At 65.9% G+C, this 23689-nt stretch carries 23 protein-coding genes; 8 read left to right on the forward strand and 15 right to left on the reverse strand.

The window, feature by feature from the left end; all coding sequences use genetic code 11:
• Window positions 1-8: 8 nt before the first annotated feature.
• The 8 genes from FA90_RS16870 to FA90_RS16905 form a co-directional block, all read right to left on the reverse strand.
• The gene (locus FA90_RS16870) at window positions 9-422 is read right to left on the reverse strand and encodes a CopD family protein (RefSeq protein WP_036170573.1); all 414 of its coding nucleotides are present in this window, start codon (window positions 420-422) and stop codon (window positions 9-11) included.
• 22 nt (window positions 423-444) lie between these two features.
• Entirely contained in the window at window positions 445-1710 is a 1266-nt protein-coding gene (locus FA90_RS16875; RefSeq protein ID WP_036170574.1) for a glutamate-5-semialdehyde dehydrogenase, read from the reverse strand.
• Window positions 1711-1736: 26 nt separating this feature from the next.
• Window positions 1737-2750 carry a DNA polymerase III subunit delta gene (holA, locus tag FA90_RS16880; protein ID WP_036170575.1) on the reverse strand — a complete coding sequence of 338 codons (1014 nt, stop codon included), beginning with the start codon at window positions 2748-2750 and terminating at the stop codon, window positions 1737-1739.
• Window positions 2751-2764: 14 nt separating this feature from the next.
• Window positions 2765-3274, reverse strand: coding sequence for an LPS assembly lipoprotein LptE (lptE, locus tag FA90_RS16885; RefSeq protein ID WP_036170576.1), 510 nt, complete (start codon window positions 3272-3274; stop codon window positions 2765-2767).
• Window positions 3275-3277: 3 nt separating this feature from the next.
• The gene (leuS, locus tag FA90_RS16890) at window positions 3278-5935 is read right to left on the reverse strand and encodes a leucine--tRNA ligase (RefSeq protein ID WP_036170577.1); all 2658 of its coding nucleotides are present in this window, start codon (window positions 5933-5935) and stop codon (window positions 3278-3280) included.
• Window positions 5936-6006: 71 nt separating this feature from the next.
• Window positions 6007-6333: a barstar family protein gene (locus tag FA90_RS16895; protein WP_036170579.1), complete on the reverse strand. Its 327-nt coding sequence runs from the start codon at window positions 6331-6333 to the stop codon at window positions 6007-6009.
• A gap of 126 nt (window positions 6334-6459) precedes the next feature.
• Entirely contained in the window at window positions 6460-7275 is an 816-nt protein-coding gene (dapB, locus tag FA90_RS16900; RefSeq protein WP_036170581.1) for a 4-hydroxy-tetrahydrodipicolinate reductase, read from the reverse strand.
• A complete protein-coding gene (locus tag FA90_RS16905; RefSeq protein ID WP_051971878.1) occupies window positions 7272-7892 on the reverse strand; it encodes an outer membrane protein assembly factor BamE in 621 nt (206 codons plus the stop codon). Before FA90_RS16905 ends, dapB begins: the two co-directional genes overlap by 4 nt.
• Before the next feature lie 134 nt (window positions 7893-8026).
• Here FA90_RS16905 and fur point away from each other — a divergent pair, with 134 nt between their 5' ends.
• Window positions 8027-8455, forward strand: a complete 429-nt coding sequence (gene fur, locus FA90_RS16910) for a ferric iron uptake transcriptional regulator (RefSeq protein ID WP_036170583.1) — start codon at window positions 8027-8029, stop codon at window positions 8453-8455.
• Between the two features lie 165 nt (window positions 8456-8620).
• Here fur and hrcA read toward each other — a convergent pair whose 3' ends face one another.
• Both hrcA and FA90_RS16920 read right to left on the reverse strand, forming a co-directional pair.
• A complete protein-coding gene (gene hrcA / locus FA90_RS16915) occupies window positions 8621-9634 on the reverse strand; it encodes a heat-inducible transcriptional repressor HrcA (protein ID WP_036170585.1) in 1014 nt (337 codons plus the stop codon).
• A 52-nt stretch (window positions 9635-9686) separates the two neighbouring features.
• Window positions 9687-10406, reverse strand: a complete 720-nt coding sequence (locus FA90_RS16920) for an HAD family hydrolase (protein ID WP_036170587.1) — start codon at window positions 10404-10406, stop codon at window positions 9687-9689.
• 181 nt (window positions 10407-10587) lie between these two features.
• On the opposite strand from FA90_RS16920, the gene FA90_RS16925 reads away from it, so the two are divergent.
• Complete coding sequence (locus tag FA90_RS16925) at window positions 10588-11205, forward strand: hypothetical protein (RefSeq protein WP_036170588.1); 618 nt, start codon at window positions 10588-10590, stop codon at window positions 11203-11205.
• A gap of 17 nt (window positions 11206-11222) precedes the next feature.
• Window positions 11223-11924: a hypothetical protein gene (locus tag FA90_RS16930; RefSeq protein ID WP_036170589.1), complete on the forward strand. Its 702-nt coding sequence runs from the start codon at window positions 11223-11225 to the stop codon at window positions 11922-11924.
• Between the two features lie 183 nt (window positions 11925-12107).
• Here the strand turns inward: FA90_RS16930 and FA90_RS16935 are convergent, their stop codons facing one another.
• Window positions 12108-12326: a hypothetical protein gene (locus tag FA90_RS16935; RefSeq protein WP_036170590.1), complete on the reverse strand. Its 219-nt coding sequence runs from the start codon at window positions 12324-12326 to the stop codon at window positions 12108-12110.
• Window positions 12327-12580: 254 nt separating this feature from the next.
• Here FA90_RS16935 and FA90_RS16940 point away from each other — a divergent pair, with 254 nt between their 5' ends.
• Window positions 12581-13492 carry a DUF6851 domain-containing protein gene (locus FA90_RS16940; RefSeq protein ID WP_156116758.1) on the forward strand — a complete coding sequence of 304 codons (912 nt, stop codon included), beginning with the start codon at window positions 12581-12583 and terminating at the stop codon, window positions 13490-13492.
• A 10-nt stretch (window positions 13493-13502) separates the two neighbouring features.
• On the opposite strand, the gene rsmA is transcribed toward FA90_RS16940, so the two are convergent.
• From rsmA to FA90_RS16960, 4 genes are read right to left on the reverse strand one after another with little or no spacing between them, the layout of a single operon-like run.
• A complete protein-coding gene (rsmA, locus tag FA90_RS16945) occupies window positions 13503-14282 on the reverse strand; it encodes a 16S rRNA (adenine(1518)-N(6)/adenine(1519)-N(6))-dimethyltransferase RsmA (protein ID WP_036170592.1) in 780 nt (259 codons plus the stop codon).
• Window positions 14283-14329: 47 nt separating this feature from the next.
• Window positions 14330-15382 (reverse strand): 4-hydroxythreonine-4-phosphate dehydrogenase PdxA, encoded by a 1053-nt coding sequence (gene pdxA, locus FA90_RS16950; protein WP_036170593.1) that lies wholly within the window; start codon window positions 15380-15382, stop codon window positions 14330-14332.
• Between the two features lie 3 nt (window positions 15383-15385).
• On the reverse strand, window positions 15386-16789 hold the full coding sequence (locus FA90_RS16955; RefSeq protein ID WP_239700786.1) for a peptidylprolyl isomerase: 1404 nt from the start codon (window positions 16787-16789) through the stop codon (window positions 15386-15388).
• 46 nt (window positions 16790-16835) lie between these two features.
• Window positions 16836-19244 carry an LPS-assembly protein LptD gene (locus FA90_RS16960; RefSeq protein ID WP_036170596.1) on the reverse strand — a complete coding sequence of 803 codons (2409 nt, stop codon included), beginning with the start codon at window positions 19242-19244 and terminating at the stop codon, window positions 16836-16838.
• A 95-nt stretch (window positions 19245-19339) separates the two neighbouring features.
• Between FA90_RS16960 and FA90_RS16965 the strand changes: the two genes are divergently transcribed.
• Genes FA90_RS16965 through FA90_RS16980 form a run of 4 tightly spaced genes read left to right on the forward strand, consistent with a single transcriptional unit; the run spans window position 19340 to window position 23659 of the window.
• Window positions 19340-20398: an aminoglycoside phosphotransferase family protein gene (locus FA90_RS16965; protein WP_036170598.1), complete on the forward strand. Its 1059-nt coding sequence runs from the start codon at window positions 19340-19342 to the stop codon at window positions 20396-20398.
• Window positions 20399-20411: 13 nt separating this feature from the next.
• The gene (gene murU, locus FA90_RS16970) at window positions 20412-21140 is read left to right on the forward strand and encodes an N-acetylmuramate alpha-1-phosphate uridylyltransferase MurU (RefSeq protein ID WP_036170600.1); all 729 of its coding nucleotides are present in this window, start codon (window positions 20412-20414) and stop codon (window positions 21138-21140) included.
• A complete protein-coding gene (gene pepP / locus FA90_RS16975) occupies window positions 21137-22468 on the forward strand; it encodes a Xaa-Pro aminopeptidase (protein ID WP_036170602.1) in 1332 nt (443 codons plus the stop codon). Before murU ends, pepP begins: the two co-directional genes overlap by 4 nt.
• On the forward strand, window positions 22469-23659 hold the full coding sequence (locus tag FA90_RS16980) for an FAD-dependent monooxygenase (RefSeq protein WP_036170605.1): 1191 nt from the start codon (window positions 22469-22471) through the stop codon (window positions 23657-23659). It abuts the gene before it with no gap.
• The last annotated feature ends 30 nt before the right edge of the window (window positions 23660-23689 follow it).

A 23689-nucleotide genomic window follows, 5' to 3' on the forward strand; every position in this document is an offset into this window, starting at 1 on the left:
GGACGACCTCAGAACGGCTTCACGACCACCAGGATGACGATCGCGATCAGCAGCAGCACCGGCACCTCGTTGAACACGCGGAACCATTTGTGGCTGCGCGTGTTGGCGCCGCGCTCGAATTTTTTCAACAGCGAGCCGCAGGCGTGATGGTAGCCGATCGCGAGGATCACGAGCGCCAGTTTTGCGTGCAGCCAGCCGCCGCGGATGCCGAAGCCCAGCCATAGCCAGAGGCCGAGCAGCAGCGCCGGAATCATCAGCATCGTGGTGAAGCGGTACAGGCGCCGGCCCATGCCGAGCAGGCGCTCGAGCGCGGCCGGATTGGTTTCCTGGGCCAGGTTGACGAAGATGCGCGGCAGGTAGAACAGCCCGGCGAACCAGGACGCGACGAAGACGATGTGGAAGGCTTTGATCCAGAGGTACATGCAGTTCCTTGTTGTTGGCTTCTTATGTGCGCACTTCGCCGTGGCCGAACACCACGTACTTCAGCGAGGTCAAACCTTCCAGCCCGACCGGCCCGCGCGCGTGCAGCTTGTCGTTCGAGATGCCGATCTCGGCGCCCAGGCCGTATTCGAAACCGTCGGCGAAACGGGTCGAGGCGTTGACCATCACCGAGGCCGAGTCGACTTCGCGCAGGAAGCGCATGGCGTCGGTGTAGTCTTCGGTGACGATGGCGTCGGTGTGCCTGGACGACCAGGTGTTGATGTGCTCGATGGCGGCGTCGATGCCGTCGACGATCCTGACGGCCAGGATCGGCGCCAGGTACTCGGTGCGCCAGTCTTCTTCGGTTGCGGCCGCCAGGTGCGGATAGCCCTGCAGGATCGCATGCGCTTCGGGATCGGCGCGCAGCTCGACTTCCCTGGTCGCATACAGCTCGGCCACGCGCGGCAGGAAGGTCGGCGCGATCGCGCGCGCGACCAGCAGCGTCTCCATCGTGTTGCAGGTGCCGTAGCGATGGGTCTTGGCGTTCATGGCGATGGGCAGCGCCTTGTCCAGGTCCGCCTTGGCGTCGACGTAGACGTGGCAGATGCCGTCCAGGTGCTTGATCATCGGGACCGTCGCCTCCTCCATCAGGCGTGCGATCAGGCCCTTGCCGCCGCGCGGCACGATCACGTCGACGAATTCCGGCATGGTGATCAGCGCGCCGACGGCGGCGCGGTCGACCGTCTCGACGACCTGCACGCCGTGCTCGGGCAGGCCGGCGCCGCGCAGGCCCTCGGCCACCAGCAGCGCCAGCGCGCGGTTGCAGTGGATCGCTTCCGAACCGCCGCGCAGGATGGCCGCGTTGCCGCTCTTGATGCACAGGCCGGCCGCATCGACGGTGACGTTCGGACGCGCTTCGTAGATGATGCCGATCACGCCCAGCGGCACGCGCATCTGGCCGACCTGGATGCCGCTCGGGCGGAATTTCATGCCGCTGATTTCGCCGATCGGATCGGGCAGCGCGACGATCTGGCGCAGGCCCTCGACCATGGTGGCGATGGCTTTATCGGACAGCGCCAGCCGGTCCAGCAGCGCCGGCTCCAGGCCGGCCGCGCTGGCCGCTTGCATGTCGCGCGCGTTGGCGGCGCGCAGGCTGTCGGCGTCGCGCTCGATCGCGTCGGCGATCAGCAGCAGGGCGCGGTTGCGGGTGGCGCTGCTTGCCCGCGCCATCGCGCGCGAGGCCGCGCGCGCCTGGCGGCCGACGGTGTGCATGTATTCGGTGATGTCCATATGCCTATCCACTGCCCTATCCCACGTTACGAAGCGACCCGCAGCGCCAGCTGCAGCATCGCATCCCAGGCGTCGCCCGCAAATTGCCTGGCGCGCAGGCCCTTGACCATCTTGTCGACCTGGGCCGCCTCTTGCAGCGCGGCTTGGAGCACCGGCAGCGAAATGCGGCGCAACGCCGGCTCCATCATGCGCTCGCGCGGCCCCCAGATGCGGTATTCCTTGAGCAGCGCACCGAGCGGGCGTCCCTGCGCCATCCCGGATTTCAATTTTAGCAGCGTGCGGATTTCTTCCGACACCGCCCACAGCACCAGCGGCAGCGCCTCGCCCTCGCCTTTCAAGCCCTCGAGCATGCGCACCAGGCGCGCCGGATCGCCGGCCAGCATCGCCTCGGACAGCTTGAACACGTCGTAGCGCGCCACGTTCAGCACGGCGTCGATCACCTGGTCGTGGGTCAGCTTGCCCGGCGGGTAGAGCAGGCCGAGCTTCTGGATCTCCTGGTGCGCGGCCAGCAGGTTGCCTTCCACGCGGTCGGCGATGAAGTCCAGGCTCTGGCGCTCCGCGCTCTGGTTCTGGCTCGACAAGCGCGCGCCGATCCAGCCGGGCAGCTGGTTGCGCTCGACGTTCGGGATCTCGACGTAGACCGCCGACTGCTGCAACCCCGTCACCCAGGCCGACTTGGCGGTCTGCCAGTCCAGCTTGGGCAACGTGATCAGCGTCAGGTTGTCGGGGTTGAGGTCCTTGGCATAGTTCTGCAGCGCGGCGCTGCCGTCCTTGCCCGGCTTGCCGCCGGGGATGCGCAGCTCGATCAGCTTCTTGTCGCCGAACAGCGACAAGGCCTGGTTCGCCGCCAGCAACTCGCCCCATTTGAAGTTGCGCTCGACCGTGAGCACGTCGCGCTCGGAGTAGCCTTGCGCGCGCGCGCTGCGGCGGATCTTGTCCGCCGCTTCCAGCGCCAGCAGGTGCTCGTCGCTGGTGATCACGTACAGGGGCGCGAGCCCCTTGGCGAGGTGCCCGTCGAGCGCCTCAGGCCGCAGTTGCATGCTTCGCTTCCTTCTTATGCCGCAGGCTTCATGGTCGCCATGCGGCGCAGGATCTGCTGGACGATGTCGGATTGCATGTCGTTGTACAGCAGCGCTTCCTCGGATTGCTTGGCCAGCACCTGGGTCTCGTCGAACGACATGTTCCGGTGCAGCGTGATCTCGGTCGGCGCCAGCAGCACGTTGCCCTTGGCGTCGCGCACCGTGAACGACAGCGTGTAGCTGAGCAGGTACTCGCGCACCCGCCCCAGCGCGTTCAGCGACAGGATCGACTTGTTGCGCGCCTCGGTCAGCACGATGAACTGCGCATCCGCGTCGGCGGCCTTCTCGACGACGGTCACGCCGTCGGTGGCGCGCAGGTTGCGCTTGAGCGCGACGCCCAGCGGCGAATTGTCCGAGAAGCTCAGGTACAGGCTGTGGAACGGCAGGCTGTAGCTGCCGTTCGAACCGCGCAGCTGGAAGCCGCAGGCCGACAGCGTTGCCGCGACGAGCAATGCCGCCGCCGCTTTTTTGTAATGGATGCGCATCGGTTACACCACGATGTTGATCAACTTGCCGGGGACGACCACGACCTTCTTCGGCGTGCCTTCGACGAACTTCTGGACGGCTTCGGATGCCAGCGCGGCGGCTTCGATCGTGGCCTTGTCGGCGTCCTTGGCCACCTTGACCGAGCCGCGCAGCTTGCCGTTCACCTGGATCATCAGTTCGATCTCGGCCTGCTCCAGCGCCGACGGGTCGACTTGCGGCCACTGCACGTCGAGGATGTCGCCATACGTATCGGCGTAGCCGAGCGCTTGCCACAGCGCGTGCGTGATGTGCGGCGCGACCGGGTTCAGCATGCGCAGGAAGATCGACAGGCCTTCGGTTGCCACGGCGTTGCCGGCGACCGAGTCGTCCAGCTTGGCCGACTCCAGCGTGTTGAGCATCTTCATGCAGGCCGAGACGACCGTGTTGTACTGGATGCGCTTGAGGTCGTAGTCGGCCTGCTGCAGCACCTTGTGCACTTCGCGGCGCAGGGTCTTCTGGTCTTCGTTCAAGGTGCCTTGCTGCTGGCCGGCCAATGCCGCGCTCACGCGCTCGCGCTGCGCGTACGCGTACGCCCACACGCGGCGCAGGAAGCGGCTCGCGCCTTCCACGCCCGACTCCGACCACTCCAGCGTCTGCTCCGGCGGGGCGGCGAACATCGTGAACAGGCGCGCGGTGTCGGCGCCGTATTTTTCGATCTGGGCCTGCGGGTCGATGCCGTTGTTCTTCGACTTCGACATCTTCTCGGTGCCGCCGATGATCACCGGCGCGCCGTCCAGCTTCGAGGCCGCGGCCTGCGGGCGGCCGCGGTCGTCGAACACGAGATCCACGTCGGCCGGATTGAACCAGGTCTTCTTGCCCGACTCGTCTTCACGATAGTAGGTTTCGTTCAGCACCATGCCCTGGGTCAGCAGGTTGACGAACGGCTCGTCAAACTTCACCAGGCCGAAGTCGCGCATGACCTTGGTCCAGAAGCGCGCGTACAGCAGGTGCAGCACGGCGTGCTCGATGCCGCCGATGTACTGGTCCATCGGCATCCAGTAGTCGTTGCGGGCCGGGTCGACCATCGCGTCGTTCGAACCCGGCGAGGTATAGCGCATGTAGTACCAGGACGAGTCGATGAAGGTGTCCATGGTGTCGGTCTCGCGCTGGGCGGGGCCGCCGCAGCACGGGCAATCGACCTTCAGGAACGCTTCGTGTTTTTTCAAAGGATTGCCGCTGCCGTCCGGGACGCAGTCTTCCGGCAGCACGACCGGCAGGTCCTTTTCCGGGACCGGCACCGTGCCGCACTTTTCGCAGTGGATCATCGGGATCGGCGTGCCCCAGTAGCGCTGGCGCGAGATGCCCCAGTCGCGCAGGCGGAAGGTCACCTTCTTGTCGCCCAGGCCTTGCGCCGCGAGGTCGCCCGCGACCGCGTGCACGGCGGCGATGTAGTCCAGGCCGTCGTACTTGCCCGAGTTGATGATCTCGATGCCGTCCTTGGCGCCGTACCACTCCTGCCAGGCGTCCAGCGAGAAGGTCTCGCCCTTGGTGTCGTCACCGAGTTTCACGACCTGCTTGATCGGCAGGTCGTATTTTTTCGCGAACGCGAAGTCGCGCTCGTCGTGGCCCGGCACGCCCATCACGGCGCCGTCGCCGTAGGTCATCAGCACGTAGTTGCCCACCCAGACCGGGACCTGCTCGCCGGTGACCGGGTGCGTGACGCTCAGGCCGGTCGGCATGCCCTTCTTCTCCATCGTCGCCATGTCGGCTTCGATCACGGAGCCCTGCTTGCACTCGGCGATGAAGGCCTGCAGTTCCGGGTTGTTCCTGGCTGCCTGGGCCGCCAGCGGGTGCTCGGCGGCGACCGCGCAGAAGGTCACGCCCATGATGGTGTCGGCGCGCGTGGTGAACACGTACAGCTTGCCTTCGTTGATCAGCTCACCGGCGTCGTCCATGATCACGTGCGGGAAAGCGAAGCGCACGCCGGTCGACTTGCCGATCCAGTTGGCCTGCATGATGCGCACGCGCTCCGGCCAGCCCGGCAGCTTGTTGTCGACGTAGTCCAGCAATTCCTCGGCGTAGTCCGTGATGCGCACGTAGTACATCGGGATCTCGCGCTTTTCGACCAGCGCGCCCGAGCGCCAGCCGCGGCCGTCGACCACCTGTTCGTTGGCCAGCACGGTCTGGTCGACCGGGTCCCAGTTCACGGTGCCGGTCTTCTGGTAGATGATGCCCTTCTCCAGCATCTTGAGGAACATCCACTGGTTCCACTTGTAGTAGTCCGGCTTGCAGGCGGTCATCTCGCGCGACCAGTCGATCGCCAGGCCCATCGACTCCATCTGGCCGCGCATGTGGGCGATGTTCGAATACGTCCACTCGGCGGGCGGCACGTTGTTGGCCATCGCCGCGTTTTCCGCCGGCATGCCGAACGCGTCCCAGCCCATCGGCATCAGCACGTTGTAGCCGTTCATCCGCAGATAGCGGTACATCACGTCATTGATCGTATAGTTGCGGACGTGACCCATGTGCAGCTTACCGGACGGGTAAGGCAGCATCGAGCAGGCGTAATACTTGCCTTTCGGGAAACGCGGATCGTTTTCGACCGCTTTATAGGCGTCGATCGACTTCCAATAGGCCTGGGCGGCCTGTTCGACTTCGGCTGGACTATATTTATCTTGCATGATGTTCTGCGGACTGATGAGAGATGAGCAGAACATTATACCGGGTGATATGCGGTGCAGCGTCGGCGCAATTACCGCAATTCGAGCTCCAGCGCCGGCTTTTCGCCATAGTCCTCGTAGCGCTCGTTGATGCCGATGATGCAGAACGCCATCTCCTCGAGCACGTCGGGGGCGCGCTCGCGCAGGCTTTCGGAATGCGTCACGACGATGTGCAGGGTTTCGTCCTTCTTCAGGCGCACGCTGCTCATGCCGTCTTCGTCGCGCAGGTAGCTCAGGCAATCGACCCAGGAATCCATCGTGTGCGGATAGGAATCGGGGAAGCCGAAGGCGCGCTGGCTCTCGACGTGGAAGCTTTCCGCATCCTTGATCGCGGCGCCGTTCAATTCGACGGTGGCCATATGAATTCTCCTCTGTGGTGCGGGCCATGAAAAACGCCCGCCGTCCCGGTCAGTATGCCAGCAGATCGCAGGCAAAGCCGTCCAGTTCGGCGGGCGTACGCGCGCGGGCGCGCGAGGTTCAGGTTTTTAGTTGGACGCCTTGAGCCCCAGCACGTCCTGCATGTCGTACAGGCCGGTCGGCTTGTCGGCCAGGAAGCGCGCGGCGCGCAGCGAACCCTGGGCGTAGCTGACCCGGCTGCTCGACTTGTGGCTGATCTCGATGCGCTCGCCGATGCCGGCGAACAGCACGGTGTGGTCGCCGACGATGTCGCCGCCGCGCACGGTGGCGAAACCGATCGTCGACGGGTCGCGCTCGCCGGTCACGCCTTCGCGGCCGTAGACGGCGCAGTCCTTCAGGTCGCGGCCCAGCGCGTCGGCGATGACTTCGCCCATCTTGAGCGCGGTGCCGGACGGGGCATCGACCTTGTGGCGATGGTGGGCTTCGATGATCTCGATGTCATAGCCTTCCGAGAAATTCTTGGCCGCCATTTCCAGAAGCTTGAGCGTGACGTTCACGCCGATGCTCATGTTGGGGGCGAACACGATCGCGGTCTTCTCGGCGGCGGCGCGGATCGCCGCCTTGCCGGCATCGTCGAAGCCGGTGGTGCCGATGATCATCTTGATGCCGTGGGCGGCGCAGTATTCCAGGTGGCGCAGCGTACCCTCGGGGCGCGTGAAATCGATCAGGAATTCAGCGCCGGCCAGGCCCTGCTCGAACCCGGACTGGATCGCCACGCCGGCCAGCTGGCCGGAGAAGGCGCCGGCATCGCTGCCGATGAAGGGGCTGCCCTCGCGGTCGAGCGCGCCGGACAACTGCGCATCGGGCGCGGCGGCGATGGTTTCGATCAGCATGCGGCCCATGCGGCCGCTGGCGCCTGCGACGGCGATATTCAACTTACTCATTGCCCGCCACCACCATCGCGCTGCTTGTCCTTGTTGCGCTTCATGTCGGCGATGTCTTCCTCGGCCGACTTGGTTTCGTATTTCGAGATGCCGATCAGGCGCGCGATGTATTCGCGTTCGGTCGGCAGGTTGCCGCCGTCGATGCGGTCGACCTTGTCATCCTTGAAGAACACGCTGACGCGGCTGGTGGTCAGCTCGCCGTTGCCGCGCGCCAGGTAGAACGGGAAGTCCCAGCGATTCGCATGGAAGGGATCGGTCAGCAGCGGGGTGCCGAGGATGAACTTGACCTGATCGCGCGTCTGGCCGGGCTTGAGCTGCTTGAGCATTTCTTCGGTAACGAAGTTACCTTGCTGGATGTCCGGACGATACGGCGAGATGAACCACAGGAACTTCTGGAATTGAGTGACGGTAGTGGTTTGCGCACCCGCGTTCGCGATGGCGGCCGATTTGTCGGCATCGGCGGCGACCGCGCTCGGGGCGGTGCTCACCGGCGCCGCCGGCTTGGTCTGGTTGCGCCAGGACGCGCAGCCCGAGACCGCCAGCGCCGTGCAGGCGAGGCCGGCCACGAGCGCTGCCCGCGCGTGGGAACGATGGAGAACGGCTTTCTTGGTGCGCATATCTGACCTTAAATCGATGAGAACCCCGCCCAATCCGCACTGCTTTTGTGGCGGTATGGCGAGGAGCCTGAATGAGCGTTGGCTCCGAAAACGCTATATCATAAAGCACTCCGCCCATCTACGAGTAACAAAACATGAGCAACAACCCAACCGACCTGAAGGCCAGCGGCCTCAAAGCGACACTGCCGCGGCTTAAAATTCTGGAGATCTTCCAGAACAGCACGGTGCGGCACCTGACGGCGGAAGACGTCTACAAAACCCTCCTGAACGAGAACATGGACGTCGGCCTGGCGACCGTGTACCGGGTGCTGACCCAGTTCGAACAGGCTGGCCTGCTGAACCGCAATCACTTTGAAACCGGCAAGGCGATCTACGAGCTCAACGCCGGCTCGCACCACGACCACCTGGTCTGCCTGGACTGCGGCCACGTCGAAGAGTTCTACGACGAGGAAATCGAAAGCCGCCAGCAAAAGATCGCCCTCGAACGCGGCTTCAAGATCGCCGAGCATGCGCTGGCGATCTACGGCAATTGCCAAACTCCCAACTGCCCGCACCGCCACTGAAGGGGCGCCCCGCAAACCCGCTGCCCGTTGCAGCTTCGGCGGGAGCGCCGAGCCCTGCGACGCGCGCCATGCCGCAAGTACGGCTGCGCTTCTCGGCCAGATCTGCTGCCGTTCGCGAAGGTTTTCGAGGCCCCCCGAAACGTTAGCCGGAAATCATTAACCCTGTCAGGAGTGGCTGAGCGCGTTCGAGAGCAGCTTGGCCGTGATGTCGACGATCGGGATCACGCGCTCGTACGCCATGCGGGTCGGGCCGATCACGCCCAGCGTGCCGACGATCTTGCCGTTGACTTCGTACGACGCGGTGACGACGCTCATCTCGTCCATCGGCACCAGCTTGGACTCCCCGCCGATGAAGATCTGCACGCCGCCGGCCTTGCTGGAGACGTCCAATAGCTGCATCAGCCCGGTTTTCTGCTCGAACATCTCGAACATCTGGCGCAGCGAGCTCATGTTGGAAGACAGGTCCGACACCGACAGCAGGTTGCGTTCGCCGGCGATGACCATGTCGTCGCCCTCCTGCATCGCTTCGCTGCCCGCCTCCACCGCGCTGTGCATCAGGCGGCCCATGTCGTCGCGCAGCTGGCGCAGCTCGCCGGTCAGGCGCGCGCGCACGTCGTCGAAGCCGAGGCCGGCGAAATTCTGGTTCAGGTAGTTGGCCGACTGCGTCAGCTGCGCCGGCGAATAGTCGACGTCGGTCAGCAGCAGGCGATTCTGCACGTTGCCGCGCGGATCGACGATGACTAACAAGATGCGCTTTTCCGACAGGCGCAGGAATTCGATCTGCTGGAACACCGACTCGCGCCGCGGACTCTGTACCACACCGGCGAATTGCGACAGCGAGGACAGCATCTGCGCCGCGTTGGCGATGACCTTTTGCGGCTGATGGGCCGGCAAGCGCATTCCGGCCTCGACCGCGTGCTCGTCGATCTGCCGCACGGTGAGCAGCGTATCGACGAACAGGCGGTAGCCGCGCGGCGTCGGGATGCGGCCGGACGAGGTGTGCGGGCTGGCGACGTAGCCCATTTCCTCGAGGTCGGCCATGATGTTGCGGATGGTGGCCGGCGAGAGGTCGAGCCCGGACAGCTTGGACAGCGCGCGCGATCCCACCGGCTGGCCGTCGGCGATGTAGCGCTCGACCAGGGCCTTCAATAGGGTTTGTGCACGGTTATCGAGTTGCATATTCTTTATTATGCCCGTTTATGCCCAGTAGATGGGCGCGCGTGCAGGCAATTTACGGCGATCCGTGCTCGCGCTTGAGCCAGTCGAGCAGTTCGTCGAAGTCACGCACGGTCGCGTCCGGCACTACGTCGTGCTCCAGGTGCTTCGTGGAACCGGTGCGGTTCATCCAGACCGCGCGCAAGCCGGCGCGCTGGGCGCCCTGCACGTCGAGCAGCACGTCGTCGCCGACGTACACCGCGTCTGCCGGATCGACGCCCAGTTCGCGGCAGGCGGCCAGGAAGATCGCGGCGTCCGGCTTGGCCACGCCCAGCTCGTGCGCCGCCACCGACACCTTGAAATGATGCGACAGGCCGATCGTGCGCAGGTCGGCGTTGCCGTTCGAGATCGAGCCGACCAGCACGCGGTCGCGCAGGCGGATCAGGCCGGGCACCACGTCGTCGAAGGGGATCACGGCGTTACGCGCGGCAAAGAATTGCGTCATCGCGTGCTCGACCTTGGCCGGATCTTCGCCGGCCTGTTCGAAGGCGGCCAGCAGGCCGGCGCGGCGCAGCTTGCCGAGGTCGAGGTTCAACTCCGGCTTTTGCGCCAGCATCTCGAGGCGCGCCTGGCGCAGCGTGTCGATCGTGAAGCGCTCGGCCACGCGCGGCGCATGCTCGCGCAGCCACGCGAACAGCGTTTCCTCGGCCTGCAGGATGGTCGGGGCGATCGGCCACAAGGTATCGTCCAGGTCGAACAGGATGGCCTTGGGCCAGGCGCGGCGGGGTGTCGTCATGCGACCCAAGGATAGCGAGGGCGACGAGGAAAATCAATGCGCGGCGTTGCCGTTACACCGTGATACAAAGGTGAATGAGTCCGCAACTCGGCAAATGCACTAAAATGATGGGTATTTTTCTATTCGATAGTGGCAGCCGGCGGCGTGTGGCGTGCACTATCCTGTCCCTTTCGGAGATTCTATGAAGCGTTCGACCCTGCGTGCTGGCCTTGCGCTCGCATGCGCGCTCGGCCTGTCTGCCTGCGGCGGCGGCAGCGGCGACCTGTATTTGACCGGCCAGATTTACGGCGGCGTGACCGCCGATGGCCTGATCCTTCAAAACAATGGCGGCGACGACCTGGCCGTGCCGGCCGGGGCCACGACCTTCCAGTTCGGCAACCGCATCTCCACCGACGACGAGTTCAGTATCACCGTCAAGCAGGCCCCGGCGAATTCCAGCGTCGACAAATGCGTCGTGTCGAACGGCCACGCGCGCGCGAATTACTACACGATTGGCCAGATTTCCGTGAGTTGCGCCATCAACCAGATTGCGATGACGGTGACCGTGAACGGCTTGACCGGCGCAGGCCTGACCCTGGTCAATGGCTCGGACAAGAAAGACGTTGCCGCCGGCACGCCCAGCGTGGTCATGGCTCCCGTTTTCCAGGATGGTCCTTATGCAGTCAAGGTGCTGAACCAGCCGGTCGGGCAGACCTGCAACGTCAGCGGCGGCGACACCGGCACCGGCGCCGGCACGGTCGGCGCGACGCCGGTCACCAGCGTCGTGGTCACCTGCACTAATAACGCGGCCAGCACTTAATCTATCTGGAGAATGCCATGAAGTTTTCCTTCGCGCGTAACGCGCTGGCCCTGGCCGCGTCGCTGTCGCTGGCGTCGTGCGGCGGCGGTGGCAAGGCCACCTATCCGATCAACGTCACCGTCACCGGCCAGACCGAAGCGGGCCTGGTGCTGAGCACCAACGGCACCGACTACAGCGTCCCGCTGCCGGCGGCCGGACAGAACTCGGTGACCTTCGTGTTCCCGAAACAGGTCGAATACGGCGAAGCCTACTCGGTGGTCCCGAAAGGCGCGACGCTGAGCGGCAATACCCTGACCACGCTCGGTACGCAGCCGGCGCACCAGACCTGCCAGCCGTCGACCGTCTATCCGCACAACCTGCTGGTCTACGGCACCGGCGGCCAGCTGGCCAGCGTCAACATCTATTATGACTGTGCGATCAATACCTATCCGCTTGGCGGCAGCATCACCGGCTTGACGGCCGATGGCCTGGTGCTGGCCAACGGCAACAACGACATCCTGACGGTGGCGTCCGGCGCGACCAGCTTCATCATGAACGCTCAGGTCCCGTACAACACGACCTTCGGCGTCTCGGTACTGACCCAGCCGACCGGCCTGACCTGCTCGGTGAGCGGCGGCAATGGTTCAGCCAATAACGGTACCGGCATCATGGACGACGCGGCGTCGAAGAACAATGCCGGCGTGACCAACCTGGTCGTGAGCTGCGTGCCCAACACCTGAGGCATTACATAGGAGATATGGTAGTTTCTTATATCAAATATTCCAATTAAAAATTGGACTGATATGTGCTAGTGCAGCATACTTCTACCTGTCTCCTCCAACTCTCCTCAGAAGAATTGGATTTAAGCCCGCCTCAACAGCGGGCTTTTTTTTGCCCTCTTTTCGCCAGGGAGGCGCTGCCGATCAGATGCGCTCCTTGTCGGCTGCGCTCAGGCGTTTGGCAGTCACCGTGATCACTTGCATCGGCTGGCCGTCGATTGCCTTCTGCTCGACGCTCACACGGGCAGCTTGGACACTTTGGGCGCCGTGGATCGCAGGGATGGCGGCGCTGGCGTAGGTGGTGATGCCGGCCAAGGCCACGGCTGCCAGGAATATCGCTTCCATGTTCTTCATGACGTTCATGATTTTTCCCCTCAATTAAGTAAATTTCGTTCAGTTTTGCTACGTTTTGGCCTGTCGATCGGCCTTCCATGCTTGTACTGTAGGCCGCTGCCGGCGGCATCTCCATCGGCCTGCGACGAACTGCGAAAAACGCGGGATGAAAGCCCCAAAACGCGGGATCGTGCGTTGCGCCGGCACGATCCGGGGCCTGAGCAGGCTCAACCGCTATCCCGCCGCCGCTGGCGATACTCCTGTGCGGACAATACGGAGGCAAAATGAGACGGCGGAATTTCTTGAGGCTGGGTTCGGGCGAAGCGATCGGCGGCGCGCTCGCGCCTTGTGGCAACACGATGGCGCCGGCGCGCGTTCATACCGTGCTCGGCTGGAATCGCCTGGCGCTGCAGGCGCTCCGGACGCAATCCGGCGTGCCAGGCTCCACCGCGACCGCGGCGCGTACGCTGGCGATGCTGCATACCTCGATGTACAACGCGTGGGCCGCCTACGACGACGATGCGCGCCAGACCATGCATGGCGTCGCGGTGCGCCTGCCGCGCGCCGAACGCAACGCGGCCAGCAAGGCCGGCGCGATGAGCCACGCGGCCTGCACGGTGTTGAACAGGCTGTTTCCAGCTCATGCGGCGGCGTTCGACGCCAGCCTGGGCGCCCTGGGCTTGGCGCGGGGCCTGGAAGCCGGCCAGTTCAGCCCGGCCGGCATCGGCCGCGCCCAAGCCATCAACATGCTCGACACCTCTTGCGAAGATGAGGTCCGGCCCTTCGCACCGACCGCGCCGGGCTGGGCCGCCGCCCCGGCCTATCCCGGCCTCGGCAGCGACACCGGTGCCGAAGCGCCACCGCTGCGCTGGTGCCGGCTTGCGCACGGCGTGTCCATGCGTGACGGCCACGACGACGACCGCGACGTGCTGCTGTATTTCGTTTTAAGCAATGCGCTCGCCGATGCCGCGCTGGCCGGTGCGGATGGCGGCGCTGCCGCCGCCGAGGTGCTGCGCAGCTTCACCGGCAGCGACCGGCCCGGCGCCGGCGCAATGCGCGAGGGCGCCGCGGCCAGCTTCAGCGGGATCGCTGCGCTGGATGGGCGCACGCGCGCGCGCGCGCGGCTGGCAGAAGGACGGGAAGTCGGCGCGCAGGTGTTCGACAAGGCGCGCCGCTATTGGCAGGGGAAACTCTGAAGCGGATGAATCAGGCCGCCGGCTTGAGCAGGTTGGCCAGCGCCACGTACTGCTCCAGGCCGACCGCTTCCGGGCGCACGCCCGGATCGACGCCGGCGTCGACCAGCTGCTGCTCGGTGAACATGCCGGCGACACAATTGCGAATCACCTTGCGCCGCTGCGAGAACGCCTTGGCCACGACGGCCTCCAGCGTGCCGGCATCGGCCGCGAGCTGGCGCCGGGTCGGCGCCATGCGCACGATCGCGGAATCGACCTGCGGCGGCGGATCGAAGGCGGTCGGTGGCACCACGAACAGCATCGCCATGTCGTAGCGCCATTGCAGCATGACCGACAGGCGGCCGTAGGCCTTGGTGCCCGGCTCGGCCACCATGCGCTCGACCACTTCCTTTTGCAGCATGAAGTGCTGGTCCTCGACCAGGTGGGCATAGTCGGCCAGGTGGAACAGCAGCGGGCTCGAGATGTTGTACGGGAGGTTGCCGACCACGCGCAGCTTCTTGCCCTCGGGGACCGGGATCGAACCGAAGTCGAACTTCAGCGCGTCGCCGGCGTGGATCGTCAGGCGTTCGCGCGGATAGGCTTTTTCAAGGCGCGCCACCAGGTCGCGGTCCAGCTCGACCACGTGCATGTGCTCGAGCTCCTTGAGCAGCAGCGCGGTCATCGCCGCCAGGCCGGGGCCGATCTCGACCATGGTGTCGCCGGGGCGCGGGCCGATGGCGTCGATGATGTTGTGGAGGACGTGGTCGTCGGTCAGGAAGTTCTGGCCGAAGCGCTTGCGGGCTACGTGTTTCATTGCTCTTATGTCGGTTGGAGGTGCTCAGGTCTGGAACTGAGCCGAATCTAAGCCCGGACCCGGGCCCGCGCCATGGCCAGGGCGACGCGGATCGCCTCTTCCATGCTGCCGCAGTCGGCCTGGCCGAGGCCGCGCGCCGCCAGGTCGAGCGCCGTGCCGTGGTCGACCGAGGTGCGGATCAAAGGCAGGCCGAGCGTGATATTGACGCCGCGCCCGAAGGTGGCGTGCTTGAGCACCGGCAGGCCCTGATCGTGGTACATCGCCAGCACGGCGTCGGCGTCCTGCAGGTACTTGGGCTGGAACAGGGTGTCGGCCGGATACGGGCCGCGCGCATCGATCCCGCGCGCGCGCGCGTCCTCGAGGGTCGGCGTGATCACGTCGATTTCTTCGCGGCCCAGATAGCCGTTCTCGCCGGCATGGGGATTCAGGCCGGTGACCAGGATACGCGGCACGGCGATGCCGAATTTGTCGCGCAGGTCGGCATGCAGGATGTCCAGCACCTGCGTCAGCGACTCTCGCGTGATCGCCGCGGGAACGTCCTTGAGCGGCAAATGGGTGGTGGCCAGGGCCACGCGCAGATAGGGTTGCCCCGCACCTGGCGAGCCCGCCAGCATCATGACGACCTTGGGCGTGCCGGTCTTTTCGGCCAGGTATTCGGTGTGGCCCGAAAACGCCACGCCGGCGTCGTTGATCGTGCTCTTTTGCAGCGGCGCGGTGACGATGGCGTCGAACCAGCCGCGGCCGCCGGCACGCGCGCCTTCGATCGCGAGATCGAGCGTGGCCAGCACCGACAGGCCATTGGCGGCGTCGAGCTGCCCCGGCGTCACGTGCGCGGCGAGCGGCACGTCGATGACCGGGATCACGTCGGCGCCGAAGTGCGGCAAGCCGCTGTGGCGCAGCGCCAGCGTCGAGATCGCGGACAGCCGGATGTCGGGGTCGATCAGGCTGGCGGTCAGCGCGAGGAAGGCGGCGTCGCCGAGCAGCACGCAACGCGCCTCGCGGCGCAGCGCCCAGGCCGCGCGGATCGAGATCTCCGGGCCGATGCCGGCCGGTTCGCCGACCGTGAGCGCCAGCGTGGGACGCGCGCCTGCGGTGGACATGGCTTACTTGTCCTCGCGGAACTCGACGTAGGCGCGGTCGCGCACCTGGCGGCGCCAATCCTGCAGCGCTTCGTCGCGTTTGCGGTCGGTCAGGGCCTGGCGCGCTTCGCCGCGCTCCTTGTCCTTCGACGCGTCCTGGCTCTTGCGCTCGACCACTTCGATCAGGTGCAGGCCGAACGGCGACTTGACGATGCCCGACACTTCGCCCGGCTTGAGCGTGGCCATGGCCTTCTCGAATTCCTCAGGGACGTCGCCGGCTTCCAGCCAGCCCAGGTCACCGCCCTTGGACGCCGAACCGTCGTTCGAGTTCTGGCGCGCCATGTCTTCGAAGGTGGCCTGCTTGCTGTCGATCTTGGCCTTGATCTCGGCCAGCTTCTTGCGTGCGTCGTCCTCGCTCTGGGTCGGGGTGATCTTGAGCAGGATGTGGCGCGCATGGGTCTGGTTAACCACGGCCGCGTCAGCCTGCTGCGCAGCCGCCAGCTGGCGCTGGTCGTTCAGGCGCAGGATGTGGAAGCCGACGTTGGTGCGGATGACCGGCGTGACCTGGCCCGGTTTCAGCTTGTGCAGCTCGGCGGCGAACATCGGCGGCAGGCGGTCCGGGTCGCGCCAGCCGACCGCGCCGCCCTTGAGCGCGTCGGGCGCGTCCGAATAAGTGGCGGCCATCTTGGTGAAGTCGGCGCCGGTGCGCAGCTGGCGCGAGACTTCGTCGGCACGCGCCTTGCGCGCGGCGATCTGCTCGGGCGAGGCATTTTCCGGCAGGCCGACCAGGATTTGCGAGATGTCCATCTCGACGCGGTCGGCGGCGGCGGCCTTCTCGGCGGCCAGGTAGGTGTCGATCTCGGCGTCGGTCACCTGGATCTTGCTGTCGACTTCGTGCTCGACCAGGCGCTGCAGCATGATCTCGTTGCGGATCTGTTCGCGGAACTGGCCGAACGGCATGCCCTCTTTCTCGATCGCGTTGCGGTAGTCCTGCACGCTCATCTTCTGGCTTTCGGCGATGCGGCCGATCGCGCGGTCGACCATGGTGTCGTCGACGCGCACACCCATGTCCTTGGCCATCTGGATCTGGGCGCGCTCGGTGATCATGAATTCGACCACCTGGCGGCGCAGCGTTTCTTCGTCCGGCAACGCGGCTTTCTGGGTGCGCGCATTCTGGATCGCTTCGTTGACGCGCTGGTCGACTTCGCGCTTGGTGATGACTTCGTCGTTGACGATCACGTACACGGAGTCGATCACGTGGGCATTGCTCGCGGCCGGCGGCAGGAAACCGGTGCTCTTGGGTGCCGCGGGCTTGGCGGCCGCAGCAGGAGCGGCAGCGGAGGCGGCCGGCTTGGCCTGGGCCAGCGCTTCGCCGGCGGCGAGGGCGCACAGCAGCAGCGCTGCCAGCTTCATCGGGGTGGTACGCATATTCGGAAAAGCACTCATTTCAGGTATCTAGTTATCCATGGCCCGGTCAAAGGTGGCCGACGTTGCTGTTCAGCCGGGTATAGCCGGGAATGCTCTTGTTAAAGGTCTCCAGCGGATTGCCGAAGCCGAGACGCGACAGCCCGTTGAGCTCGAGCTGGAAGAAACTCGACGACGTCGTCGTTTGCGAAGCGGTCACGAAACGCTGGGCGCCGACGCGGAATACCCAGCAATCCGCCTTGTACTCGAGACCGATCAGGCTCTCGAGCAGCTTGCGGTCCTGCGTCGAATAGCTCGCGCGCGCCACGCCGTACCAGCGCTGTGTCAGCGGCCACTGGCCCGACACGTCGGTATTGCGGAAGCCGGTATTGGGACCGGTGGTGTCGCGTTGATAACGGTACTCGACGTTCAGCACTTTCATCGGCGCCGGCTGCCACTGCAAACCGGCGGTCGAACTGTACAGGCTTCCGCTTTGCGCATCATATTCTACGCCGCTATCGAAGGTCCAGGACTCGGAAATGTGACCAGATGCTGCAAGCAGGGCGTCCGAGCGCTTGCGGTCTTTCTGCAGGCTGTTGTCGATGGTGACCAGCGGATCGCTGAAATAATAGCGGGCGCCGACCGCCACGCGCAGGCGCTCGGCGCCGTTGCTGTCGATCAGGCGCGAGACCAGCGCGGCGCTGAGCTGGTTGGCGTCCGAAATCCTGTCGGCGCCGACGAAGCGGTTCTCGGTAAACAGCTGGGCGTAGTTGAAGCCCGAGATGCCGGTGTCGAAAATCGGGATGTCGCTCTGGTTGCGGTACGGCGTGCGCACGTAGAACAGGCGCGGCTCCAGCGTTTGCGTGCTGCCCTCGCCCAGCAGCGAGGTGGGACGCTCGAAAATCAGTCCGCTGTCCAGCGACACGGTGGGCACCGTGCGCGAGATGTTGTTGTCGGCGACGCGCGCCCCGGCGGCGTTGACCGTATAGTTGTTGGTCAGGTCGTACTGGGTCGCGTGCATCATCAGCTTGGGCGTGATGAACCAGCCCGGATGCACGATCGGGAAACTGATCTGGCCGACCACGTTGGCGCGGTTGCCCTGCACCATGTTGTCGTCCGGATGCGCGAAGCGCACCGCCTCGGCGTCGAGCGACCAGTCGAAGCCGCCCAGCACGTCGTAGCGGCCGGCGTGGAAGGTGATGTCCGGCAGGCGGTCGTAAGGACGCGAGATGTACAGTGACGGATTCTGCGCGGCGCCGGGGTCCTGCAGCACCTGCCAGCTCTGGACGTCGACGTTCAGGTTCCAGTACTGGGTGCCGTAGTTGGTATGCAGGTCGCGCACCAGCTGGCGTTCGGCGCTGGCGGCAACGGTGCGCGAGAAATCGGACGGGTACTGGTCGTCGGATGCCGCGTGCACGTTCCAGCCGAAGCTCCAACCCGGCGCCAGCACCTGGTTGTGCAGCGTATCGATCCACCAGCGGTCGCGGTTGCCGTCCTTGTTGTCCGGCTTGTACAGCCGGTCGTTCGGCAGGAACTCGATATGGGTCTCGCCGCTGTAGGGGCCCTGGCTGGTCTGGCCGAGATAGCGTCCGGTGGCGCCGAGCTGGAAGCCGCGCGCGAAGATCTCGCGCGGGAACACCGTCAGGTCGCGGTTGGGGGCGATGTTGAAGTAGTACGGCACCATCACTTCGCCCGAACCCTTCGAGCCGAAACCGACGGTCGGCGGCAGCCAGCCGGAACGGCGCGCGCCGGACAGCGAGAACGACATCGCCGGCGTACCGAGGATCGGCATGCCCTTGAAGTAGATGATGGTCTTGCCGGCCTGGCCGACGTCGCGCCCCTGGTCCAGGCGCAGCGTGCTCGATTTCAGGTACCAGTCCGGGTCCGGCGCCTCGCAGGTGCTGTAGGTACCGTTCGAGACCAGAGCCTGGTCGTCGCCCAGGAAGTCGATGCGCTGGGCGTGGCCCTGGCCGTTGTTGGCGGCCAGGTGGTAGACCGGGTTCTGCACCCAGCCCTTGCCGGTTTCCAGGTTCAGCTCCAGGGCGTCGCCCTTGTAGCGGTCGCCGAAGCGCCACATGTTGATGTTGCCCTGGGCCGTGACCTCGTCCTCGACGCGCCGGTAGCAGGCGGTGTCGGCGGTGACGCCGGTGGCGCCGCGCGTGACCTCGGCGTCGCGGTACAGGTTCAGCTCGCGGTCCGGGCGGCCGACGAATTCCTCGGCGCGCAACGTGACCGGCAGGTCGCTTTCATTGACGCGCGCAGGGGGAGGCGCAGGCCGGGCGGCGGGCACAGGCTGGATATCCATCTGCACCGACGAGCCGATCCCGTTCAGGGATGGACTCTGGGTCGCCGACAGCGGCGGATTCTGCGCGTCGGTTTGTAAGGTTTGTGCGTATAGCTGCCCGGTGTAGGCGGCCATCAGGGCGGCCAGGGCGGCGGTCCGCCGCGGCGGGAAAGGTAGGGCCGTAATCCAGCTCATGGAAGATCGCGTTGCACCATAAAGGGCGATTTTTTGGATTGAATCCCTTATTATATGGGAATATTCATCACCAACCGGATTCACCGGCACGCTTCATGTCTTCTCTGCATCAACCCTCCCCCACCGCCATCGACAAGGATGCCCGCCTGGCCAAGCTGACCGCATGGCTGGGCACGCTGGACCTGGTCGAGGCCGGGAGTTTGCGCCCTGCTTCGTCCGATGCCAGCTTCCGCCGCTACTTCCGGCTCGATGTTGTGCCGGCGCTACGCGCCAAGCTCGGCGACACCCTGATCGCCATGGACGCCCCGCCGGAACGCGAAAACGTGCCCGCATTTATCCACGTCGACGGCTTGCTGCAGGACGCCGGCGTGACCGTACCCGCCATCGTCGCACGCCATGTCGAAGACGGCTTCTTGCTGCTGTCCGACCTCGGCGCCACGACCTACCTGCAGCGCCTGGACGTCGACAACGCCTCGTTCATGTACTCGGACGCGGTCGATGCGCTGATCAAGTTCCAGCTCGCCAGCCAGAGCGGCGTGCTGCCCGAGTTCGACCGCGCCTTCGTGCTGCGCGAGCTGAACCTGTTCCCGGAATGGTTCATCGGGCGCCACCTGGGCGTCGAGATGGACGACAAGCAGCGCGCCCAGCTCGACAAGGTATTCGAGGCCATCACCGTCAACGTGCTGTCCCAGCAGCAGGTGTTCATGCACCGCGATTTCCACTCCCGCAACCTGATGTTCCTCGACCAGGGCAACCCGGGCGTGCTGGACTTCCAGGACGCCGTGTACGGCCCGGTCACCTACGACCTCGCGTCGCTGCTGCGCGACGCCTACATCCAGTGGGACGAGGAGTTCGTGCTGGACTGGGTGGTGCGCTACTGGCAAAGCGCCAAAGGAGTCGGCCTGCCGGTCAACCCGGACATCGACGCTTTCTACCGCGACTTCGAATACATGGCCCTGCAGCGCCACCTGAAGATCCTCGGCATCTTCTGCCGCCTGAACTACCGCGACGGCAAGACGCACTACATGGGCGACCTGCCGACGGTGATGGACTACGTGCGCAAGACCGCCAACCGCTACATCGAACTCAAGCCGCTGGCGCGCCTGCTCGATTCCTTCGAGGACAAGGCGCCGCAAGTCGGCTACACCTTCTGACGAGACGAAGCCCATGAAAGCCATGATCTTCGCCGCCGGCCGCGGCGAGCGCATGCGTCCCTTGACGGACACCTGCCCCAAGCCGCTGCTCAAGGTGCGCGGCCGCCCCCTGATCACCTACCACGTGCTCAACCTGGTACGTGCCGGCATCCGCGACATCGTCATCAACCACGCCTTCCTCGGCCACATGATCGAGGAAGAACTCGGCGACGGCAGCCGCTACGGCGCGCGCATCGTGTATTCGCGCGAGGAGAGGGCGCTGGAAACCGCCGGCGGCATCGCCAACGCGCTGCACCTGCTGGGGGACGAACCCTTCCTGGCCGTATCGGGCGACATCTACGCGCCCTACTTCGATTTTTCGCAGGTGACCGACGTCCTGAAAGATACCGATGCCGTCGGCCAGCCGATTCCGCCGGAAAAGCGCGACATCGCCTGGCTGTACCTGACACCCAATCCCTGGCACAACCCGGAGGGCGATTTCGGCCTGACGATGTACACGCTGTCGAACGAGGGGTCGCCGAAGTGGAACTTCGCGAACATCGGCGTCTACCGTCCTGAAATGTTTGACGGGATCAAGCCGGGAGAAGTTGCACGCCTGGGCCCGCTGATGCGCAGCTTCATTGACCAGGGTCGAGTGGGCGGCGAAATCTACGATGGGCAATGGGTCAACGTCGGTACAGTACGCCAGCTGGAAGAACTCAACGCGCCCCTCAAAGCCCAATCGTCCAAGACTTCGCCATGATGGACTTCGCAGACCGCCGCGCGCGCCTGGCCGCACAGCTGCCGCCGGGTGCGGTGGCGGTGCTGCCGACCGCGCCCGAAGCCGTGCGCAACGGCGACGCCGAATACCCGTACCGCCACGACAGCTATTTTTATTACCTGACCGGCTTTACCGAGCCGGAAAGCGTGCTGGTGCTGGCCGCCGCACAGGGCGACAAGCCTGCGCGCGCGATCCTGTTCTGCCGTGAAAAGCACCCCGAGCGCGAGACCTGGGACGGCTACCGCCATGGCCCCGAGGCCGCGCGCGAGGCCCTCGGGCTCGACGAGGCGTATCCGATCGGCGAACTCGATGCGCGCATGCCGGACCTGCTGGCCAACGCGCCGGCGCTGTTCTATGCGACCGCCGCCAACGCCGCGCTGGACGCCCAGGTCGCCGCCTGGATCAAGGCAGTGCGCGCCAGGTCGCGCAGCGGCGTGACCGCCCCGGCCAGCTTGCACAACCTGCTGCCGCTGCTCGACGAGATGCGCCTGGTGAAGGACGCCGATGAACAGGCGCTGATGCTGCGCGCCGGCGTCATCTCGGGCCAGGCGCATGCGCGCGCGATGCGCGCCGCCCGGCCCGGCGTGTTCGAGTACGAGCTGGAAGCCGAGCTGCTGTACGAATTCCGCAGGAACGGCGCCCAGTTCCCGGCCTATACCTCGATCGTCGCCTCGGGCGCGAACGCCTGCGTGCTGCACTACAACGCCAACAACCGTCGGACCCGGGACGGCGACCTGGTGCTGATCGACGCAGGCTGCGAGCTCGATGGCTACGCCTCCGACATCACCCGCACCTTTCCCGTCAACGGCCGCTTCAGCGGGCCGCAGCGCGCGCTGTACGAGCTGGTGCTGGCGGCCCAGGACGCGGCCTTTGCCGCAATCGAGCCGGGCCGGCCCTACAGCGCCTTCCACGAGGCGGCCGTGCGCGTGCTGACGCAAGGGATGCTGGACCTCGGCCTGATCGCGCCCGGCAAGTACGGCAGCGTAGAGGACGCCATCGCCGACAAGGCTCATGTACCCTTCTACATGCACGGCACCGGCCACTGGCTGGGCATGGACGTGCACGACGTCGGCGCCTACCGCGACCTGGCGCAGGCCGACAAGCCGTCGCGCGCGCTGGCGCCCGGCATGGCGCTGACGGTGGAGCCGGGCATCTACGTGCGTCCGGACCCGAGCGTGCCGGAACGGTTCTGGCACATCGGCATCCGCATCGAGGACGACGTGGTGGTGACGGCAGATGGCCACCGCATCCTGACCGGGACGGCGCCGAAGTCGGTGGCGGAAATCGAAGCACTGGTAGGAAATGCTTAAATGACGGAGCGGGACAAGAACATCGATGTGGACGTGGCGATCTGCGGCGCCGGTCCGGTGGGCATGGCGCTGGCGGCGCTGCTGGCGCGGCGCGGCGTGCCGGGCGAGCGCATCGCGCTGATCGACGCGCGCTCGCTCGGGCAGGCGATCTCGGACCCGCGCTCGATCGCGCTGTCCTGGGGCAGCCGCACGCTGCTGGAAGACGTCGGCGCCTGGGGCGCCATCCAGGGCGCGGCCACCGCCATCCACCAGATCCACGTCTCGCGCCGCGGTCACCTGGGGCGCAGCCTGATGGAACGCGAAGAGCACGGCCTGGAAGCGCTCGGCTACGTAGCGCGCTACGGCGACGTGGTCGACGCCCTCGCGCGCGCCTGCGAGCGCGAGGGCGTGCGCGTGCTGCGTCCCGCGCGCGCGGCCTCGCTCGACGAACATCGCACCCAGCTCACGCTGCACCTGGACGACGGCCGCAGCGTGCTGGCCAGGGCCGCGGTGCAGGCCGAGGGCGGCGTGTTCGGCGAACAGCTCGAAAAAGCCCAGCGGCGCGACTACGACCAGACCGCGGTCATCGCGCGCGTCACGGCCAGCCAGCCGGCGCCGCACCGCGCCTTCGAGCGTTTTACCGATGAAGGCCCGCTGGCGCTGCTGCCGCAGGACGGGCCGGACCGCCACCAGTACGCTTTGGTGTGGTGCGTGCGGCCCGAGCGCGCGCAGCAGCTGTTGACGCTGGGCGAAGCCGAATTCCTGCGCCAGCTGGGCGACGCCTTCGGCGAGCGCCTCGGCGAATTCACGCGCGTCTCGGAGCGCGCCGCCTTCCCGCTCGGCCTGAACGTCGAGCCAAGAACCACCACGCGCACGGTCGCCATCGGCAACGCGGCGCAAACCCTGCACCCGGTCGCCGGCCAGGGCCTGAACCTGGGCCTGCGCGACGCCGCCGTGCTGGCGCGCTTGCTGGCGCGCGGCCTCGACCCGGATGCCGAGGGTCATGACGGGGTCGCGCAGGCGATCGAACGCTTCGGCATTGATCGTGCGCGCGACCGCGGCGCCATCATCCGCGTGACCGATGCGATGGCGCGCGTGTTCGCCAATACCGGTCCGCTGCAGCCGCTGTTCGGCCTCGGCCTGGCCGCGCTCGACACGGTCAAGCCGGCGCGCACGATGCTGGCCGAGCTGATGATGTTCGGGCGGCGCTGAGCACCGCTCGATCGTCGTCATCAGGCGCCC

Source organism: Massilia sp. 9096, from assembly GCF_000745265.1.
GTDB lineage: Bacteria > Pseudomonadota > Gammaproteobacteria > Burkholderiales > Burkholderiaceae_D > Telluria.

Excerpts from the sequence above, each read along its gene's own strand:
- FA90_RS16960 (WP_036170596.1), bottom strand. The coding sequence starts at position 19,244 with ATGAGCTGGATTACGGCCCTACCTTTCCCGCCGCGGCGGACCGCCGCC.
- FA90_RS16870 (WP_036170573.1), bottom strand. The coding sequence starts at position 422 with ATGTACCTCTGGATCAAAGCCTTCCACATCGTCTTCGTCGCGTCCTGG.
- lptE (WP_036170576.1), bottom strand. The coding sequence starts at position 3,274 with ATGCGCATCCATTACAAAAAAGCGGCGGCGGCATTGCTCGTCGCGGCA.
- FA90_RS16955 (WP_239700786.1), bottom strand. The coding sequence starts at position 16,789 with ATGCGTACCACCCCGATGAAGCTGGCAGCGCTGCTGCTGTGCGCCCTC.
- hrcA (WP_036170585.1), bottom strand. The coding sequence starts at position 9,634 with ATGCAACTCGATAACCGTGCACAAACCCTATTGAAGGCCCTGGTCGAG.
- FA90_RS16875 (WP_036170574.1), bottom strand. The coding sequence starts at position 1,710 with ATGGACATCACCGAATACATGCACACCGTCGGCCGCCAGGCGCGCGCG.
- pdxA (WP_036170593.1), bottom strand. The coding sequence starts at position 15,382 with ATGTCCACCGCAGGCGCGCGTCCCACGCTGGCGCTCACGGTCGGCGAA.
- dapB (WP_036170581.1), bottom strand. The coding sequence starts at position 7,275 with ATGAGTAAGTTGAATATCGCCGTCGCAGGCGCCAGCGGCCGCATGGGC.
- FA90_RS16895 (WP_036170579.1), bottom strand. The coding sequence starts at position 6,333 with ATGGCCACCGTCGAATTGAACGGCGCCGCGATCAAGGATGCGGAAAGC.
- FA90_RS16920 (WP_036170587.1), bottom strand. The coding sequence starts at position 10,406 with ATGACGACACCCCGCCGCGCCTGGCCCAAGGCCATCCTGTTCGACCTG.
- FA90_RS16925 (WP_036170588.1), top strand. The coding sequence starts at position 10,588 with ATGAAGCGTTCGACCCTGCGTGCTGGCCTTGCGCTCGCATGCGCGCTC.
- leuS (WP_036170577.1), bottom strand. The coding sequence starts at position 5,935 with ATGCAAGATAAATATAGTCCAGCCGAAGTCGAACAGGCCGCCCAGGCC.
- FA90_RS16980 (WP_036170605.1), top strand. The coding sequence starts at position 22,469 with ATGACGGAGCGGGACAAGAACATCGATGTGGACGTGGCGATCTGCGGC.
- fur (WP_036170583.1), top strand. The coding sequence starts at position 8,027 with ATGAGCAACAACCCAACCGACCTGAAGGCCAGCGGCCTCAAAGCGACA.
- pepP (WP_036170602.1), top strand. The coding sequence starts at position 21,137 with ATGATGGACTTCGCAGACCGCCGCGCGCGCCTGGCCGCACAGCTGCCG.
- holA (WP_036170575.1), bottom strand. The coding sequence starts at position 2,750 with ATGCAACTGCGGCCTGAGGCGCTCGACGGGCACCTCGCCAAGGGGCTC.
- FA90_RS16930 (WP_036170589.1), top strand. The coding sequence starts at position 11,223 with ATGAAGTTTTCCTTCGCGCGTAACGCGCTGGCCCTGGCCGCGTCGCTG.
- murU (WP_036170600.1), top strand. The coding sequence starts at position 20,412 with ATGAAAGCCATGATCTTCGCCGCCGGCCGCGGCGAGCGCATGCGTCCC.
- FA90_RS16935 (WP_036170590.1), bottom strand. The coding sequence starts at position 12,326 with ATGAACGTCATGAAGAACATGGAAGCGATATTCCTGGCAGCCGTGGCC.
- FA90_RS16940 (WP_156116758.1), top strand. The coding sequence starts at position 12,581 with ATGAGACGGCGGAATTTCTTGAGGCTGGGTTCGGGCGAAGCGATCGGC.
- FA90_RS16905 (WP_051971878.1), bottom strand. The coding sequence starts at position 7,892 with ATGCGCACCAAGAAAGCCGTTCTCCATCGTTCCCACGCGCGGGCAGCG.
- rsmA (WP_036170592.1), bottom strand. The coding sequence starts at position 14,282 with ATGAAACACGTAGCCCGCAAGCGCTTCGGCCAGAACTTCCTGACCGAC.
- FA90_RS16965 (WP_036170598.1), top strand. The coding sequence starts at position 19,340 with ATGTCTTCTCTGCATCAACCCTCCCCCACCGCCATCGACAAGGATGCC.